This window comes from Lelliottia sp. GFLA7, from assembly GCF_056490165.1.
In genome coordinates this window covers 62,908-79,220 of record NZ_JBWLAQ010000006.1, presented here as the reverse complement: position 1 = coordinate 79,220, position 16,313 = coordinate 62,908, and the positions used below count along the sequence as shown (strand labels likewise).

Annotated in this window: 15 protein-coding genes; 8 read left to right on the top strand and 7 right to left on the bottom strand. The window is 55.8% G+C overall.

Features of this window, described 5'->3' with window-relative positions:
- The first annotated feature begins 4 nt into the window (after window positions 1-4).
- Window positions 5-1,075, top strand: a complete 1,071-nt coding sequence (gene dadX, locus AC07RN_RS16260; RefSeq protein ID WP_449554120.1) for a catabolic alanine racemase DadX — start codon at window positions 5-7, stop codon at window positions 1,073-1,075.
- A gap of 70 nt (window positions 1,076-1,145) precedes the next feature.
- Here dadX and AC07RN_RS16255 read toward each other — a convergent pair whose 3' ends face one another.
- Together AC07RN_RS16255 and ldcA are read right to left on the bottom strand one after the other, a co-directional pair.
- Window positions 1,146-2,879, bottom strand: coding sequence for a potassium/proton antiporter (locus AC07RN_RS16255; RefSeq protein ID WP_012017744.1), 1,734 nt, complete (start codon window positions 2,877-2,879; stop codon window positions 1,146-1,148).
- Window positions 2,880-2,976: 97 nt separating this feature from the next.
- Window positions 2,977-3,891 carry a muramoyltetrapeptide carboxypeptidase gene (gene ldcA / locus AC07RN_RS16250; RefSeq protein ID WP_478336828.1) on the bottom strand — a complete coding sequence of 305 codons (915 nt, stop codon included), beginning with the start codon at window positions 3,889-3,891 and terminating at the stop codon, window positions 2,977-2,979.
- Window positions 3,892-4,001: 110 nt separating this feature from the next.
- Here ldcA and emtA point away from each other — a divergent pair, with 110 nt between their 5' ends.
- Window positions 4,002-4,613 (top strand): membrane-bound lytic murein transglycosylase EmtA, encoded by a 612-nt coding sequence (emtA, locus tag AC07RN_RS16245; protein WP_012017742.1) that lies wholly within the window; start codon window positions 4,002-4,004, stop codon window positions 4,611-4,613.
- Between the two features lie 37 nt (window positions 4,614-4,650).
- On the opposite strand, the gene ycgR is transcribed toward emtA, so the two are convergent.
- Window positions 4,651-5,382, bottom strand: a complete 732-nt coding sequence (gene ycgR, locus AC07RN_RS16240; RefSeq protein ID WP_012017741.1) for a flagellar brake protein YcgR — start codon at window positions 5,380-5,382, stop codon at window positions 4,651-4,653.
- A 205-nt stretch (window positions 5,383-5,587) separates the two neighbouring features.
- Between ycgR and AC07RN_RS16235 the strand changes: the two genes are divergently transcribed.
- Window positions 5,588-5,842 carry a GlsB/YeaQ/YmgE family stress response membrane protein gene (locus AC07RN_RS16235; protein ID WP_012017740.1) on the top strand — a complete coding sequence of 85 codons (255 nt, stop codon included), beginning with the start codon at window positions 5,588-5,590 and terminating at the stop codon, window positions 5,840-5,842.
- A gap of 115 nt (window positions 5,843-5,957) precedes the next feature.
- On the top strand, window positions 5,958-8,060 hold the full coding sequence (locus AC07RN_RS16230; protein WP_478336827.1) for a TonB-dependent siderophore receptor: 2,103 nt from the start codon (window positions 5,958-5,960) through the stop codon (window positions 8,058-8,060).
- 99 nt (window positions 8,061-8,159) lie between these two features.
- Here the strand turns inward: AC07RN_RS16230 and AC07RN_RS16225 are convergent, their stop codons facing one another.
- Together AC07RN_RS16225 and AC07RN_RS16220 are read right to left on the bottom strand one after the other, a co-directional pair.
- Window positions 8,160-9,866, bottom strand: coding sequence for an alpha,alpha-trehalase (locus AC07RN_RS16225; RefSeq protein WP_478336826.1), 1,707 nt, complete (start codon window positions 9,864-9,866; stop codon window positions 8,160-8,162).
- A gap of 127 nt (window positions 9,867-9,993) precedes the next feature.
- Window positions 9,994-10,950, bottom strand: coding sequence for a cupin domain-containing protein (locus AC07RN_RS16220; protein ID WP_478336825.1), 957 nt, complete (start codon window positions 10,948-10,950; stop codon window positions 9,994-9,996).
- A 115-nt stretch (window positions 10,951-11,065) separates the two neighbouring features.
- Between AC07RN_RS16220 and AC07RN_RS16215 the strand changes: the two genes are divergently transcribed.
- The 3 genes from AC07RN_RS16215 (at window position 11,066) to AC07RN_RS16205 (ending at window position 14,293) form a co-directional block, all read left to right on the top strand.
- Window positions 11,066-12,262 carry an MFS transporter gene (locus AC07RN_RS16215; protein ID WP_478336824.1) on the top strand — a complete coding sequence of 399 codons (1,197 nt, stop codon included), beginning with the start codon at window positions 11,066-11,068 and terminating at the stop codon, window positions 12,260-12,262.
- 266 nt (window positions 12,263-12,528) lie between these two features.
- On the top strand, window positions 12,529-13,500 hold the full coding sequence (locus AC07RN_RS16210) for a fatty acid desaturase (RefSeq protein ID WP_478336874.1): 972 nt from the start codon (window positions 12,529-12,531) through the stop codon (window positions 13,498-13,500).
- Window positions 13,493-14,293 (top strand): phosphate/phosphite/phosphonate ABC transporter substrate-binding protein, encoded by an 801-nt coding sequence (locus AC07RN_RS16205; RefSeq protein ID WP_478336823.1) that lies wholly within the window; start codon window positions 13,493-13,495, stop codon window positions 14,291-14,293. The genes AC07RN_RS16210 and AC07RN_RS16205 overlap by 8 nt, the downstream gene beginning before the upstream one ends.
- Window position 14,294: 1 nt before the next feature.
- On the opposite strand, the gene AC07RN_RS16200 is transcribed toward AC07RN_RS16205, so the two are convergent.
- Both AC07RN_RS16200 and AC07RN_RS16195 read right to left on the bottom strand, forming a co-directional pair.
- Window positions 14,295-14,618: an AzlD domain-containing protein gene (locus AC07RN_RS16200; protein ID WP_478336822.1), complete on the bottom strand. Its 324-nt coding sequence runs from the start codon at window positions 14,616-14,618 to the stop codon at window positions 14,295-14,297.
- Window position 14,619: 1 nt separating this feature from the next.
- Complete coding sequence (locus tag AC07RN_RS16195) at window positions 14,620-15,360, bottom strand: AzlC family ABC transporter permease (protein WP_478336821.1); 741 nt, start codon at window positions 15,358-15,360, stop codon at window positions 14,620-14,622.
- A gap of 175 nt (window positions 15,361-15,535) precedes the next feature.
- On the opposite strand from AC07RN_RS16195, the gene AC07RN_RS16190 reads away from it, so the two are divergent.
- Complete coding sequence (locus AC07RN_RS16190; protein ID WP_478336873.1) at window positions 15,536-16,312, top strand: AraC family transcriptional regulator; 777 nt, start codon at window positions 15,536-15,538, stop codon at window positions 16,310-16,312.
- Window position 16,313: the final 1 nt, after the last annotated feature.

The following is a 16,313-nucleotide window of genomic DNA, read 5'->3' as shown; positions in this document are numbered from 1 at the left end:
TGTCATGTCCCGTCCTATTCTGGCTCAGCTGGATTTGCAGGCCCTGAAAAACAACCTGCAGATTGTCCGCCGTGCTGCGCCAGGCTCCCGCGTTTGGTCGGTTGTAAAAGCCAACGGCTACGGCCATGGTATTGAATCCATCTGGAGCGCGCTAAGCGCCACTGATGGTTTTGCCTTACTGAATCTGGAAGAGGCGATCCTGCTGCGTGAGCGCGGCTGGAAAGGCCCGATTCTGCTGCTGGAAGGCTTCTTTCACGCCGACGAACTGCCGCTGCTGGATAAGTATCGTCTGACCACCAGCGTGCACAGCAACTGGCAAATCAAGGCGCTGCAAAATGCGAAACTGCATTCGCCGCTCGATATCTACCTCAAAATGAACAGCGGCATGAATCGCCTGGGCTTTCAGCCCGAACGCGTGAACACGGTCTGGCAACAGCTGCGTGCGATCAAAAACGTCGGTGAAATGACGCTGATGGCGCACTTCGCTGACGCGGAAAAGCCAGACGGCATTACGGATGCCATGGCGCGGATTGAGCAGGCGGCAGAGGGTCTAGACTGCGCACGTTCGCTGTCGAATTCCGCCGCGACGCTCTGGCACCCGGAAGCGCATTATCAATGGGTACGCCCGGGAATTGTGCTGTATGGCGCATCGCCGTCCGGTCAGTGGCAGGACATCGCCAACAGCGGGCTTAAACCGGTTATGACGTTGCGCAGCGAAATCATCGGCATCCAGACGCTGAAAGCGGGGGATACCGTGGGCTACGGCAGTCGCTACCGTTCAACGGGCGAACAGCGCATTGGGATTGTGGCAGGGGGCTACGCAGACGGCTATCCGCGTCTTGCGCCGAGCGGCACGCCCGTGTGGATTGACGGCGTGCGTACCGGCACCGTGGGTACGATTTCAATGGATATGATGGCGATAGACTTAACGCCGTGCCCGCAGGCAGGCATCGGTTCTCCGGTCGAACTGTGGGGCAACGAGGTGAAAGTCGATGACGTTGCGTCGGCGGCGGGCACCGTAGGATATGAACTGTTAACAGCGCTGGCCCCGCGCGTGCCTGTTGTGACGGTGTAACCACCAAAAACAAAGGCAACCGTAAGGTTGCCTTTTTAGTCTGTTCTAATCGGAATGCGCCGAGGTGACGTTACTCAGGCTCATCCTCTGTAGGGCGCACGCCCACTTTGCGCACCGCGTTATCTTCTTTCTCCGCGACGGTCCAGATCATCCCGGCAAATTCAACCTGATCGCCGACGACGGGTGCAGCGCCCAGAAGTTGCTGCACGATCTCGCCCAGCGTCTGCTGTTTATCGCGGTACTCCAGACCCTCATCCAGCCCGTAAATCAGAGCCACATCGGCAAATTTCGCGCTGGCCTCCAGTATAAAATCGCCGAAGAAACGCTGATCCAGCGCCACCGGTGGCGACTGGCTGAACAGCTTGCCGAGCGCCGGAAGGTCGGTTTCACGGCCGATTACGCAGAGAATATCCCCCTCGCGCAGGCGGGTACTGCCAGTCGGGTGCAGCAGGGCATTATCACGAAACAGCGCGGCAATACGCGTTTCGGTGGGCATATGCAGATCGCGAAGCGACGCGCCCACGCACCATTTATCAGCACTCAGCTGATAGACAAACTGCTCCCACGGATTTTCTGGATGAATATCGAGCCCTACGCGTGAAACCGGTAGACCGACAGGTGGAACCACCACTTTCGCTTTTTTGGCCGCCCATCCCAGAGACGTCCCCTGGAAGAGCAGCGACACCAAAACCACGAAGAATGCGACATTGAAGAACAGCCGCGCGTTATCCAGACCTGCCATCATCGGGAAAACGGCAAGAATGATCGGCACCGCGCCGCGCAGACCGACCCAACTGATGAAGATGCGTTCGCGCAGATTAAACCCGCGAAACGGCAGCAGTCCGGCAAAGACTGACAGCGGACGGGCAAAGAAAATCATCCACGCCGAAAGCAGCAGAGCCGGAATGGCAATCGGCAGCAGATCGGACGGCGTCACCAGCAGGCCGAGCACCAGGAACATGCCGATTTGCGCCAGCCACGCCAGGCCGTCAAAGTTTTGCAAAATCGCGTGGCGGTTGCGTATCGGGCGATTACCCAGCAGAAAACCGCAGAGATAAACAGCCAGAATGCCGCTGCCGTCTAGTGCGGTCGTCAGGGCGAAAATCAGAATACCGCCGCTCAGTGCGAGCAGAGGATACAGGCCAGCAGGCAGGGAAATACGGTTGATCATCTGTTGCAGCAGGTAGCCACCCGCTAAGCCGATGATAATCCCCAGTCCAAACTGCTGCAGAATATGCCAGGCGAACATCCAGCTCAGGCCGGTTTCATGCTGCTGAATCATCTCAATCAGCGTGATGGTCAGAAACACCGCCATCGGATCGTTGCTGCCGGATTCAATCTCCAGCGTTGAGCCAACACGTTCGTTCAGCCCTTTACCGCCGAGCAGGGAAAACACCGCGGCGGCATCGGTAGACCCGACGATCGCGCCGATCAGCAGCCCTTCCATGATATCCAGGTGGAACAGCCAGGCGGCCATCATGCCGGTCAGACCGGAAGTGATCAGGACACCGACCGTCGCCAGCGACAGCGCTGGACCGAGTGCCACGCGAAAGGAGCTGGCCTGCGTACGCATCCCGCCATCCAGCAATATCACCGCCAGCGCGAGGTTACTCACCATGTAGGCGAAGGGATAGTTATCGAAGGGAATACCGCCAATACCATCGATGCCAGCAAGCATGCCGATGGCGAGGAAGATAACAAGTATAGGTATGCCGAGACGCGACGAAAATGAACTTAATAAAATACTGCAGGTTACGAGGACTGAACCCAAAATGAAAAGACTGATTATCGCTGCGGCATCCAATGTTGTCTTACTCCCACCTCAATGTAGTGACTGTTACATAAACCCTAACATAATAACGGCCGAAACCGCGTTTTATTGGCCCGGTAAAAAGGCTTTTTTATGCCTTTATAACGGGATGACCGCTGATTGTTAATTCGCTGACAGCCCCGTCGTGCTTAAGGGCGGCCTGTGCGCCGAGCGGCAAGGTCACCGTCTGCTGTTCGTGACCAAAATCCAGCCCGCCGATTACCGGAATATTCACTCTTGAGCGAATGTAATCCATCATACTTTCCAGCGAATACCCGGCATCGTAATCATTCGGCGTGGAACCGCTAAAACTACCGAGCACGATGGCGCGCTGACGGGAGAGAATGCCCGCGTGCATGAGTTGCAACAGCATGCGCTCGACGCGGAACGGATGTTCGTTGATATCTTCCAGCACCAGAATGCCGTTTTCAATATTCGGCAGCCAGGGCGTGCCAATCAGCGACACCAGCATCGCCAGATTTCCGCCCCACAGTTGACCCTCACACTCGCACTGCGGGCCAGTGCCTTGCCATTCAATCGAGAAAACGGGATTTTGCAGCGCCCGCCAGAAATACGTTTGCGTGAAGGCGTCCAGATCCGGTGCGCCGAAATTCGCTGCCAGCATCGGGCCGCTAAAGGTGATGACGTTATGCCGCGCCAGCAAGCCCAACTGGATGACGGTGAAATCGCTGTGGCCACAAATCAGCAGGGGATCGTGCTGCTGGCGAGTGGCCAGTCCGTCCCAGTCGATGGTTTCCAGTAATCGGCTGGCACCGTACCCGCCACGCACCGCCAGCACGATGTTGTTCGCGCCTTCAACATTTACCAGATCGTTGATATCCGCCAGTCTTTGCGTCTCTGTTCCGGCAAAACGCTGCTGACGACGGGGGATAATTGTCTGATTTGTTACCGAATGGCCAGATTCCAGTAAGCGCTGAATACCGCGCTGTGCGGCGTCCTGGTTAATGCAATAACCGGAAGGGGCGATGAGATGAAATCGGGACATGGCAATTCCTTGCTGAATGAGAACTTAATTATCTATATCATGCCGCCTATAGGCCGCCTGCTTCAAGGGGGATAGCGTAATCGCGATGACCGGATATAAGGATAGATGACGTGAAATTGAGATGGTTTGCTTTTTTGATGGTATTGCTGGCGGGCTGTAGTTCCAAAAAGGATTACCAAAATCCGCCATGGAATCCGGAAGTGCCTGTGAAGCGTGCGATGCAGTGGATGCCTATCAGTGAAAAAGCCGGGAAGGCCTGGGGCGTGAGCCCACGGCTAATCACGGCGATTATCGCGGTGGAATCAGGGGGCAATCCTACGCTTGTGAGCAAATCGAACGCGGTCGGTTTAATGCAGCTTAAAGCCTCTACGGCAGGGCGCGAAGTGTACCGCTACATGGGCTGGAAAGGTCAGCCGTCGACCAGCGAGCTGAAAAACCCGGAACGTAATATCTCCATGGGTACGGCGTATTTGAGCATTCTGGAACATGGGGTTCTGAAAGGTATCGACGATCCGGAAGTGATGCAGTACGCGCTGGTGGTCTCTTACGTTAACGGTGCAGGCGCACTGCTACGTACTTTCTCATCGGATCGCAAAGAAGCGATTGAAGAGATCAACGGCATGGATAAAAACGAATTTGTTGACCATGTTGCGAAGAATCATCCGGCACCACAGGCTCCGCGCTATATCTGGAAAGTTCAGAAAGCCATGGACGCCATGTAATGCCATTGCCGGGCAGCGAAAGGCTGTCCGGCACCCATCAAATGACCTTATTCGCGCGTTCCCGCGCTTCTCGCTCCAGTGAGAAAATAATACGCTGAAGTTCGCGCTCGGCACCTGGGCCGACATTCAGAAAGCGGAAGCTCAGACGTGGCGTGGTAATAGTTTCGTTTTTGCTGTCCACGACTTTGCGTTCGCTAATGGCGATAAGCTGCGCGTCAAAGTAAAACCGTCCCCAGCCGCCCATATCCAGCTCAATCTGGGAAAACCGCATCCCTTCGACCAAACCCTCTGGTCGAGCCGTATCCATCAATGCGCCCATGCCGCCTAACGAAAGGTCAAACAGGCGGAAGCGGATCTCTTTTTTATCCGGCATTTTGGCTTTACAAAAATAGGACGGATGCAGCGGGGCGTTGATACGAAAATATTCGCGGCGCTGAACAAACCACACGCTATCGGGTAATGGCGCAAAAAAAGCAGGCAGGCCCTGATAGTCGCCCTGAATCAGCTGCGGTAGGACAAACTCGACTTTCGCGCCTTTCGTTTCCGCCATCACAGCGAGATTTTGCGCGCGCAAAGCCGCCCGATTTTCATATTCCTGACTACCGAGGTCGATGACCAGACGCTCAGGGGTCGCCTCAAGGATCTTGCTGATAAACTGATTTGTAGACCAACTGATGCGCAAAGGGACTTCGCCCTTATGCAGGTCGCGTAATACCCCTAAGACAGCCAGCGGATTTTGCTTCAGGAACTGCTCACTGTAATTACTCACGCCGAATGGCTCCTCGGTTGTCTGACAGACTGTCGATGAAGTATCGGCAGTAAACGAAAGAACTTAATACAAACCGGTGAATTTTTTTTTAAAATGAGACGTAATTAAGTCGGTGACAAAGAATGATTTTCGCGTGCTGTCCTATACTTAAGTCACTTGCGCGGAAGATTTCAGCGCATGCGTTTAATCTGCAAGAGGGCATCGTATGGGTATCATCGCGTGGATTGTGTTTGGTCTGATTGCCGGTATTATCGCAAAATTCATCATGCCTGGGCGTGATGGCGGCGGCTTTATCCTGACCTGTGTACTGGGTGTGATTGGTGCAGTTGTGGGAGGCTGGCTGGCGACAATGTTTGGCGTCGGCGGCAGCGTGAGTGGTTTCAATTTGCACAGTTTCCTGGTGGCTGTCGTGGGTGCCATCGTCGTGCTGGCGATATTCCGGTTACTCAGGCGTGCGTAAGCAGACATCAACGGCTCTCGATTGAGGGCCGTTTTTTTTTGGTCTTGATATTGCTTTGTAAATCGAAATGAGAATAATTGTCGTTTCTGGCTATTTCTAATAATAAGACGACAATATGAAAACCTCACGTTTTGCGATATGTGCGTTGGCAGGCGCGGTCACGCAGGCGTTACACACGCCTGCGTTTGCTCAGGAATCCACAATCGTGGTCAGCGGGGCGGAGCAAGATAGCGCGCTGCCCGGTTGGACCAACAGCGCTACAAAATCTGCGGTGGCTGAAAGTAAAACCCCGCAGGTGATAAACACGATATCGGCCACGGAGATCGCGCAGCGCCACGCGAATTCGGTCAACGAAATCCTGCGCTACGCGCCAGGCGTTTCCACCGAAGTACGTGGCAATACCTCGTATATGAGCGAATACAAAATTCGCGGCTTCACCGTTGAGCAAGAGTATTACAACGGTCTTCAACTTCCCTATAACGTGACCGGGAATACCAAAGCGCGGATCGATCCCTTGTTGATCGAGAGTGTAGATATTCTCAAAGGCCCCGCATCTGTTCTGTACGGCGGTGGCTCGCCCGGCGGGCTGGTGAATATTCAGGGCAAAAAACCGCAAAAAAACCAGCATACGGAAGTGGGCTTTACTACCGGCACGCGTAATCTGAAAGAGGGTTATCTGGATTCCACCGGGCAAATCGCCGACAGCGACTGGAATTACCGTCTGCTGGGTAAAGCGACCGAAGGTGACGATCAGCCGCACACCACGCGCACCGAAAACTATCTGGTCGCGCCGTCTGTCACCTGGCAGCCTGACAGCAAAACGCGCCTCACCCTTGACGCGCTGGCGCAAAACACCCCGAGCCTCTCGCCGTCGAACCCGTTGCCGTTATCGTATTTGCGGTCGAAATATGCTGATCGACGCGACTACGCGGGTGATGAGTGGAGCGGCTTCAAGCAGCGCCAGTGGATGTTGGGCTACAGCTTTGAACATGAATTTGACAGCGGCTGGGGCTTCAACCAAAAAGCGCGCTATTTTGACGTCGACACCCATCAGCGCAGCGTCTATTCAACGGGGGCGGGTAGCGAGCTTTACCAGCTCAATCGTTTTGCCTACACCACGGATGAAGATCTGCACAGTTTTAATATGGATAACCAGGTAACCAAAACCGTGACCCTGGGTGAATGGAAACATCACCTGCTGGCGGGCTTTGATTATCAGAAATTGAATTCCCATTTCCACTATCGCTACGCGTCGGCAACGCCGGGCATTGATATGCGTGACCCGGATTACACGCAAATCAGTGAAAGCGCGCTGGGCCTGTATACCGCGCAGAAAAACCGCCTGAGCTATCAGCAAAACGGTTACTACCTGCAGGATCAGGTAGAGTTTGGCGGCTTGAATCTCCTCGGCAGCTTGCGCTACGACGATTACCGTTCGGTCACCACCAACTATCTGCAGAATGGCGACAAGGCTTGGGTATCGCAGGATCGCGTAACCAAACGACTGGGCGCGCTGTATGCGTTTGAAAACGGAATTTCACCGTTCATCAGTTACTCAGAAGGCTTTGCCCCAGTTTCGCCGCAGGGCACGTTGATGGCGAAAGATGTCAAACCGACCACCAGCAAACAGGTGGAAGGCGGGGTCAAATATCTGTTGGAAGAGTACGCCACCACGCTGACCGCGTCAGTGTTCAATATTCGCCAGAAAAATGTCGTGACCACCGATCCCGGTTTCCTGAACTATCGTCAAACGGGTGAAGTGGAGTCGAAAGGGGCTGAGCTGTCCGTCGTCAGCCGTCCGACCGATAATCTGACGCTGATTGCAAACTACGCGTACACCCATGCGATCAACACCGAAGATGATAAGTATCAGGGCAAACGACCGACGCAGGTGCCGGAAAATGCCTTTAATCTTTGGGGTGATTACACCTTCGACAGCACGCTGCTGAAAGGCTTGAACCTGGGCGCGGGTGCGCGTTATACCGGGCCGATGGAAATTGCGCCAGCCAACGATCAGGGCAAGCTGGGCGGAACGACTCAGTACGATCTGGCCGCGTCGTATAGACTGGGTGAAGTTATGCCTTCTCTCGAAGGGCTGACCCTTAAGGCCAGCGCGCAGAACATCACCAACAAAGAAACCTTTACCTGTTATGACGCCACAAACTGCTGGATTGGGCGCGACCGTACTTATCAGGTCGGAGCGAGCTACAGTTTCTAATTAAGCACGGTGCACTGAGATAAAAAGGAAAACGGCAACTGATGTTGCCGTTTTTTTGCTATTCCCTTTTGGGATGTGAGCAATAAGATAACGTTCTGGCTACTGCGCCGCACTCTTCTGCGTTGACGATTGAGGAGCCACATCATCATTCGCCGCCGGTTGCGAGGCCGGTACGCTGTCGCACGGTTTCTCTTTCGGGCACACAAGATCCAGCATTTTTAAGGTCACGCCGTTGGTCCAGCCGAATCCATCCTGCAACGGATACTCGCCTCCGCCGCCGCCCGTCCCGGTGGTAGAAACGTCATATTTCTCGACCAGTTTTTGCTCGCGATCGTAGGTGTGCTGAACGTTGGTGAGGAAGCGCCAGGTGACATCCATCGCCACTTTTTCATGCCCGTAGTTTTGCAGCCCTTCAGCGGCAACCCATTGTAAAGGTGCCCAGCCGTTTGGCGCATCCCACTGCTGGCCGCTATTGATGGTGGTCGTCGAGATCCCACCCGGTTTTAGCAAACGCGAGGCCGTCGCGCTGGCAACTTTCGCAGCACGGTCGTTTGATGCGGCGTTCACATACAGCGGGAACAGCGCGGCGGCAGTTAGCTGATTACGCACCTTTTTGCTTTTCAGATCGTAATCGGCGTACCAGCCCTCTTTTTCATTCCACAGATGGCTTTCCATGGCTTTTTGACGAGACGTCGCCAGGGTTTCATACTTGCTGGCCGCAGCAGCATCACCCGATTCCTGGCTGGCTTTTGCCAGCAGTTTTTCCATCTTGAACATCAGGGCGTTAAGATCGACAGGCACAATGCTGGTGGTGCGGATCGTCCCCAACTTTTGCGGATCGTCCATCCAGCGGGAGCTAAAGTCCCAGCCGGACGCCGCCGCAGATCGCAGATCGCGATAGATCTCCGTCGCCGGACGGTTCGGGTTATTTTTAGCGGTGGTCACGTCATCCAGCCAGGATTCAGGGCGGGGCGTATCGCGGTCATCCCAGTAGCGGTTCAGAATCGAGCCATCATCCAGTTTCACCACCCGTTTGTTCGCCTGTCCCGGCTGCAATGTCTCCGCGCCCTCCATCCAGTAGGCGTACTCTTTTTCCATCTGCGGACGATAGGTTTTCAGCGCCTCTTTATCATGCGTCGCCAGCAGCTCAACCATCAGCGAGAAGAAAGGCGGCTGAGAGCGGCTCAGATAATAGCTGCGGTTCCCATTAGGAATGTGGCCCCACGAGTCGAGTTCGTAGCCAAAGTTCGCCACCATATCGCTGATCTTGTCCCAATGGCCGCTCTCGGCCAGGCCCAGCATAGTGAAGTAGCTGTCCCAGTAATAGACCTCACGGAAGCGCCCGCCGGGCACGACATAGGGTTTTGGCAACGGAAGCAGTGAATCCCATTTGCTGGCCTTGTCGGTGGTGCGCGTCAGCACCGGCCATAACCCGTCAATATGTTCGCGTAAGTTCTGTCCGGCGGGGGGAACATATTTTTCCCCTTCGCCCGGCAGGGTGAAGTTCATCTCGACAAAGTGGCGCAGGTCAAAGCCAGACTGTTTATGCTGCATCCGGTAATCCGCCAGGATCATCAAGGGATCGCTTTTTGGTACCGCGTCGGCAAAGGTTTTTTGATCAGGGAATAATTTTGCGCTCTGCACGTCGACGAACAGGGGACCGAGCAGAATATCCGGCGACTGCTTTTGCGTCGATTGTGCCTCTTCGGCATGGCTGAACGCAGCCACACCCAGCAGTGCGCCTCCCAATGCGACGCGCAGCGCCAGCGGTAAAGCCGCAGGACGGCGCAGATCAATTATCGTCATCGATTCTTCTCCTTTTTATTTGCGAGCAGCGTGAACGCTGTCGTCAATCACCTGAAAACCTTAGACGAATATCGCAGGCTTCGCGTGTTGAACATCCCACTTTAGGCAGAACCAGACGATTTACTGTTTAGATCTCCTCTGCAAGCGGGGTGGTTTCGCGTAAGGCACCCGGCGCCTGGCCCACAATGCGCTTAAAGGCGCGACTGAACGCCGCGAGTGAGCCATAACCCAGGCGCAGCGCGACCGTTTCAATCGGCTGATTTTCATGACGAATGTACTGAATCGCCAGCCGCATCCGCAGCTCGCTTAGGTATTTTGCCGGTGTCGTCCCGGTGGCCGATAAAAAGCGCTCGGCAAAAACGGATCGCGATGTCCCGGCCTCTTTTGCCAGCTCCGCCACGCTCCAGTTGACGCCCGGCTGCTGGTGCATGGCATAAATCGCGCGGCTGAGGCGCGGATCGCGCAAAACCTGTACCCAGCCGGTGGCCTTGCCGCAACCCGCTTCCACCCAGCCACGCACGATGAGGGCGGCGACTACATCCGCGAGGCGCGCCAGAATTCCGGCGAATCCCACCTGGCGCGTCATGGACTCGCGCTCCATTGCCGCCAGCAGCGGATGGATCTCGGGCCATGTCGACATCAGGCGACTCACCATCATCACTTCGGGCATCGCTTTGATCAGCGGCTGCATCCCGCCCAGCTCAAAGTCCATACATCCGCTGAATATCACCGTCTTGTCGCTCTGAGGGCACGGCTCGCAGGTAATGGCGCAGACAGAGTTGCAAATCGATTCGCTGGGATAGGCGGAAACCGGGATTACGGTGGCATTTTCATCAGAAAGCAAGGCGTGCGCATTGCCATTGGGGATAAACAGCGCGTCGCCGCTGTTGAGGGTAAAGCGCGCGCCGCTCTCCATGCGCAGCAGCGCAGTCCCCTGACTCACGAAATGAAACTGCGCTTTGCCGGCGACATAGGCAAACGACACGCCAAAGGGCGCGGTGGTTTCGATGCGACGGTATTTCACACCAGAAAGCCGCATTCCGCGCAAAAGCTCGCTGATCATATCGGGTGGCTGAACGGTCATGGAGACAACTCCGGACGAATAATCAATAAGTGGAGATTATATGTCATAGATCGTCCGTAGGGAACGCCCTATGATTCGTGACAGTTGTCACATTATTCTAACGGGAGAGCAACAGATGAGTTCATGTATCGCGGCGAGTGAGGCAATCGTGCCCGCAAAACCCGCCTGGCGAGCCGTCTATTCACTGGGACTGGGAGTATTTGGCCTGATTACGGCCGAGTTTTTACCCGCCAGTTTATTAACACCGATGGCGGCAAGTCTGGGGGTGACAGAAGGCATGGCCGGGCAGGCAGTCACCGCAACGGCGTTGGTTGCGCTGGTCACCGGCTTGCTGATCACGCCCGCAACGAAAAATATCGATCGCCGCTGGGTGCTGATGTTTTTCTCGGTGCTGCAAATTATCTCCAGTTTGCTGGTGGCATTTGCGCCCACGCTGAACGTGTTGCTGTTTGGCCGTTTACTGCTGGGAATTGCCATTGGCGGTTTCTGGGCGATGTCGACCGCGACCGCGATGCGGCTGGTGCCCGCGGATAAAGTGCCAAAAGCGCTGGCGGTGATTTTCTCCAGCGTGTCGGTCGCCACAGTGGTTGCCGCGCCGCTCGGCAGCTATCTCGGCAGCCTGATTGGCTGGCGCAACGTCTTTATCCTCTGCATTGTGCCGAGCATTGTGGCGCTGCTGTGGCAGCTCTGGGTACTGCCGTCGATGAAGCCGGAGAGCAGCGGCAGCATGGCGACGCTCCTGCGCGTGCTGCGCCGTCCGGGGATGATTGGCGGTTTACTGGCGACGGTACTGATTTTCAGCGGACATTTTGCCTTCTTCACCTATCTGCGTCCGTTCCTCGAAACCGTTGGACAGGCGAGCGTAGAGACCATTTCGTTGATCCTGCTGGGCTTCGGGCTGGCGAATTTTGTCGGCACGTCGATTGCCGGGATGTTGCTGGCGCGTAATTTGCGCCTGACGCTGGCGCTGGTTCCTTTCGTGATGGGCATTCTGGCGTTGATGATGGTGGCGTTTGGTCATCTGGCGATGCTGGACGGGCTGCTGGTGGCGCTGTGGGGATTTGCGTTTGGGCTGGTGCCTGTAGGCTGGTCAACCTGGCTTGCCACGACTGTTCCGGACGAGGCCGAAAGCGCGGGCGGTTTGCTGGTCGCCTCCATTCAGTTCGCCATTGGTGCTGGCGCGGCAGGTGGCGGGGCGATATTTGATCTTAACGGTGCCAGCGGCGTATTTGCTGGCAGCGGCCTGCTGCTGGTCTCCGCCATGGTGATTGTGCTGGCGGGCGTGCGGGTCAAGCCGGTGACGGCGGAATAAGAAAACGCCCCGAAAAGGGGCGTGTATTTCATACGGCTCGCGGCACTTTTCGGGCATGAGCATGTTTTGCTTCGTCATGTTGGCGATACGCAGTATGCCCAATTCCAGGAATACGGCGACCCTTAAGATCCCGGTGTTAGCGCTCCCTCTCACCGCTTTCTACGCGATATTTTGGCAAAGGTTAGCTATTTAAATTCTTTGTGATTTCCGGCCTTTTCTCAGATCGTCGTAGATAAATACAGACTGCGGAAATGGCGCTGGAACAGATGGGTAAAGGGTCGTCTTACTATTTACATGAAGAGCAGCGCGAAGCGATACGACGTCTTTCGCAAGGCTGGCTGTGGCGCAGTGAATTCCCGACGTGGATGCTGATTGCGGGAATCTACGGCGGTTGGTTTTCGACGCTGATTTTTTGGCAATCCATCGGGCTCATTCCTTCCACGCTGTTGCTTATTGGGTTCACCGCCTGGTATCTGTCGCTGCAGCATGAACTGATCCACGGCCATCCCACCCGCGTGGCGTGGTTTAATCAGCTGCTGGGCACGCTGCCGCTGGCGGTCTGGTATCCGTACGGGCTGTATCGTGATTCGCACCTGGCACATCATCACCACGATCGTCTGACGGTGCCGACGGACGATCCCGAATCATACTATTTCACCGACGCAACCTGGGCGCAGTTTTCACCCTGGCAGCGCAAAATCATTCATCTGCGCAATACCTTCCCGGGACGATTGCTGTTAGCGCCGCTGCTGGACATCGGCCAAACGCTGGCGAGTGCAGGACGGGCATTTCGGGATTTACACTACAAAGCCATGATGATGTGGCTGGTGCACGCCGCGCTGCTGGCAGGGCTGTTTGTCTGGATGGAAGGGCGCGGGTTTTCTGCGCTGTACTTTGTGCTGGCGGTGAGTTATCCCGCGCTGGCGCTGACTAAAATTCGCTCTTTCTACGAGCATCGTGCCGAAGACGATCCGCTGGCGCGGTCGGTGATCAACGAGGCGTCGCTGCTGTGGCGCGTGTTATTTCTGAATCTCAACTATCATTCTGTGCATCACGATCTCCCGGGCGTGCCCTGGTACGGCCTGCGAGACATTTATTTGCGTGATAAAGCGGACTATCAGCGGCGTAACCACACATTCGTGGTAGGTGGCTATGGCGAATGGTTACGTCAGTTTTGGGCAAAAACAGTGGATGTGACGGTCCATCCAGGGGTGAAGACAAGCGATACCCATGATTAATCTCCTCGCGTTCCCGATGTATGCCGTAAACCGTGCCGATAACGATGTGTTAACGTTTGCCGTGCGGACGTTGCTCGCTGAACACGGTGTGCCCGTAAGTCATCTCGATACCAGCGGGCCGGGGGACGATTTGCTGTCGCACTGGCGTCACCCGGATCTGCTGCTCAGCCAAACCTGCGGTTTCCCGCTGATGACGCAGCTACCGGACGTGCAAACGGTAGGGTGCTTTCATTACACCGCACCCGGCTGCGACGGGATTCATTACCGCAGTTTTTTAGTGGCGCGCGCGACGGACAAACACAAGACACTGGCGGATTTCCAGGGGAAACGCGTGGCGTGTAACGCGAGAGATTCGCAATCTGGCTACAACGTGCTGCTAAAAATGGTCGCGTCGCTCGACCACCCTGCGCCGTTTTTCAAATATGTCGTCATCAGCGGCAGCCATCGACAATCATTGATAGAAATTAAGCGCGGTGCGGCGGATATCGCGGCTATCGACTGCATCACCTGGGCGCTTTTGCTACGCCACGAACCCGACTTGATTGACGAATTGACGGTGATTGGCGAAAGCCCGTTAGCGCCGGGATTGCCGCTGATCGCTGCGAAGAACACCTCGCACGAGACGCTTTCCCGCATCCGTGCCGCGCTGAATGAACTGGTGAGCGAGGCAAAATACCGGCAGATTTGCGATGACATGTTTATCGGGGGATTTAGCGAGGTGACGCGCCAGCCCTATTCATTATTGCTGGACTGGCGCGATGCGGCGGCGCGAAAGAGCGTGACTCAGCTGTAAACTAGCCCATCAGAAAATAGCTCAATCCTGAAAACGCCACCATTCCGGCAATGACGGTCGCAAACAGGCTGCGCGTCACGATGCCTGCCAGTGTGGCGGCCAGCGCGGCGAGCAGCGACAGGCTGATCCCCGAGGGCGTGAGCGCCGGTTTGCCCACCAGTTCGGCGGTGACAATCGCGGCCATAATCGCGGAAGGGATAAAACTTAACCACTGCTGTAAAATGGGGGCCAGACGGAATCGGGACAGCAGTAGAATCGGCACCGTGCGCATCAACGCCGTGACGACCGCGCAGGCCATAATCGCCAGTAAAATATTCCGTTCCATCTTATTTTTCCCCCTTACTGAAGAGGCGCAATCCAAGTGTCGCCAGCGTGGCGGAAACGGACGCAGCCACAATCACCACCACGCTCATATCGGTATGGCTCGCCGTCAGCAGAGTGATCGTTACTGCGGCGGCGATGCTGAAAGATTCGAGCGTTTTTCGACGGCTGGCAAACCAGATCATCAAGACCAGGCCGATAAACATCGACACCAGGCTGAAGCTCAACCCCTCCATTAACGACGGTGGCAGGGCCGATGCCAGCCCTGCGCCGACGACGCAGGCGAGGATCCAGTTTATCCAGGCGGCCAGATTAAGCCCCAGCATCCACGCGAAGGGGACCTTATTCTGCTGACTACCTTGCTGCACGGCGACGCCAAAGGTTTCGTCGGTGAGCAGCAGTCCGCTGATGATTTTTTGCGTTGTGGTGTAATCACGAAAGAACAAGCTCATTGCGGAACTCATCAGCAGATACCGAAGATTCACCAGGAATACGCTTAAGACGACTGACGCGATTTCTGCGCCCGTCGCCCACAGAGAGTAAAACAGAAACTGCGCCGAACCGGCGTACAGAGCACTTGCCAGCAGGGCTGTCTGGACGGTCGTAAACCCCGACAGGGTTCCAATTGCACCGGCGGCAAAACCGATGCTCCAGTAACCGGGGATGGTGGGCAAGCAGGCGGTGACGCCTGCGCGAAATTCCGCTCGGGCGTCGTTCCGCTGAGAAGTCTTTGTATTCATCAACATCTATTTGTCTCGTTTATACGTCACTGAATGATAATCTTAATAATTGGCAAAATCGCTATAGTAAAATCCTGCTCAATGGCAGAAATAATCCGCTTCAGGGGTGAAAGGCATAAACGGAATAAGAGAATCGCGGGATGAAATCAAGCTCTGGCGCGATAAAGGGCTGCACGGCGGGATGGAGATCCTGCGCGCGTCCTGCTACGAGCACAGTTATCCGGCCCATTTCCATGATGAATTTGTTATTGCTGCCTTTGCGCGCGGGGCACAGCGCACGCGCATCTGCCGTGAGCGGGGAATTGCCGCGCCGGGCACAGTAATGATTATCGCCCCGGGCGAAGTGCATACTGGCGAAGCGGTACAGCGCGACGAAGGCTGGGACTATTGTGCCTTTTATCCCTCGCAAGCTCTGCTGGACGGTGTGGCTGAAACGGTGCTTCGCGGTAAGGGCGAGGTGAATTTTGGTTCCGAAGGCATGCGTCACGATCCCAAAATGGCGCGCAGTATGCTGCAGGCCGCGGCCGTGCTGAGCGAAAGTCGCGATCCGTTGGAAAAAGAGTGCGTGATGTATCAGGTGTTGAACCTGCTGGTGGGGCGCTACGGGGAACGATCTGCGCGCAGTGGACGGCAGGACGTTGTACGCGCGGATATCCGTCGTGCGGTCGATTTTCTGCAATGCGCGTACATGCATCCCGTTTCGGTGAAAGAGATTGCTGAGGTGGCGGGGTTAAGCGAGTTCTACTTTATGCGCACGTTTCAGAACATGACCGGGCTTTCTGTCCATCAATACCTGACGCAGCTTCGGTTGGTGCGCGCCAAAGCATTGCTCGCCAAAGGCGTGAGCGCCGCGCAGGTTGCCAGCGACGTGGGCTTTTTCGATCAAAGCCATTTGATTAAACACTTTCGCGCACATTTTGGCACGACGCCGGGCGTATTTGCCGCGGCGTCGGCGTAGC